General features: G+C 51.8%; 1 rRNA gene. It reads left to right on the forward strand.

Annotated elements, in window-relative coordinates:
- Positions 1 to 168 precede the first annotated feature (168 nt).
- Positions 169 to 1,711, forward strand: a 16S ribosomal RNA gene (locus tag A6301_RS16205).
- Positions 1,712 to 1,764: the final 53 nt, after the last annotated feature.

Here is a 1,764-nt window from a genome sequence, read left to right on the forward strand (position 1 = left end):
GGCACTGCTCTTTAACAATATAATCAGACAATCTGTGTGGGCACTCACAAGACCGTATCTTAACGATATAAAAAAGTCTTGAAGAGTGAACAACAGTAAATTCATTACGAATAAACAGTTTTAATTCTTTGAGCATCGCTGACGAGTTCAGCAAATCAAACAAATCTTAAATTGAAGAGTTTGATCATGGCTCAGATTGAACGCTGGCGGCAGGCCTAACACATGCAAGTCGAGCGGTAGCACAGGGGAGCTTGCTCCCTGGGTGACGAGCGGCGGACGGGTGAGTAATGTCTGGGAAACTGCCTGATGGAGGGGGATAACTACTGGAAACGGTAGCTAATACCGCATAACGTCTTCGGACCAAAGAGGGGGACCTTCGGGCCTCTTGCCATCGGATGTGCCCAGATGGGATTAGCTAGTAGGTGAGGTAATGGCTCACCTAGGCGACGATCCCTAGCTGGTCTGAGAGGATGACCAGCCACACTGGAACTGAGACACGGTCCAGACTCCTACGGGAGGCAGCAGTGGGGAATATTGCACAATGGGCGCAAGCCTGATGCAGCCATGCCGCGTGTGTGAAGAAGGCCTTCGGGTTGTAAAGCACTTTCAGCGGGGAGGAAGGCGGTGAGATTAATACTCTCATCGATTGACGTTACCCGCAGAAGAAGCACCGGCTAACTCCGTGCCAGCAGCCGCGGTAATACGGAGGGTGCAAGCGTTAATCGGAATGACTGGGCGTAAAGCGCACGCAGGCGGTCTGTTAAGTTGGATGTGAAATCCCCGGGCTTAACCTGGGAACTGCATTCAAAACTGACAGGCTAGAGTCTTGTAGAGGGGGGTAGAATTCCAGGTGTAGCGGTGAAATGCGTAGAGATCTGGAGGAATACCGGTGGCGAAGGCGGCCCCCTGGACAAAGACTGACGCTCAGGTGCGAAAGCGTGGGGAGCAAACAGGATTAGATACCCTGGTAGTCCACGCTGTAAACGATGTCGATTTGGAGGTTGTGCCCTTGAGGCGTGGCTTCCGGAGCTAACGCGTTAAATCGACCGCCTGGGGAGTACGGCCGCAAGGTTAAAACTCAAATGAATTGACGGGGGCCCGCACAAGCGGTGGAGCATGTGGTTTAATTCGATGCAACGCGAAGAACCTTACCTACTCTTGACATCCAGAGAATTTGCTAGAGATAGCTTAGTGCCTTCGGGAACTCTGAGACAGGTGCTGCATGGCTGTCGTCAGCTCGTGTTGTGAAATGTTGGGTTAAGTCCCGCAACGAGCGCAACCCTTATCCTTTGTTGCCAGCGAGTAATGTCGGGAACTCAAAGGAGACTGCCGGTGATAAACCGGAGGAAGGTGGGGATGACGTCAAGTCATCATGGCCCTTACGAGTAGGGCTACACACGTGCTACAATGGCGTATACAAAGAGAAGCGACCTCGCGAGAGCAAGCGGACCTCATAAAGTACGTCGTAGTCCGGATTGGAGTCTGCAACTCGACTCCATGAAGTCGGAATCGCTAGTAATCGTAGATCAGAATGCTACGGTGAATACGTTCCCGGGCCTTGTACACACCGCCCGTCACACCATGGGAGTGGGTTGCAAAAGAAGTAGGTAGCTTAACCTTCGGGAGGGCGCTTACCACTTTGTGATTCATGACTGGGGTGAAGTCGTAACAAGGTAACCGTAGGGGAACCTGCGGTTGGATCACCTCCTTACCAAGAAGATGTGTGTTAAGTGAAGTGCTCACACAGATTGTCTGATGAAAATA

This window comes from Pectobacterium sp. IFB5596, from assembly GCF_021432585.1.
Taxonomy (GTDB): domain Bacteria; phylum Pseudomonadota; class Gammaproteobacteria; order Enterobacterales; family Enterobacteriaceae; genus Pectobacterium; species Pectobacterium punjabense.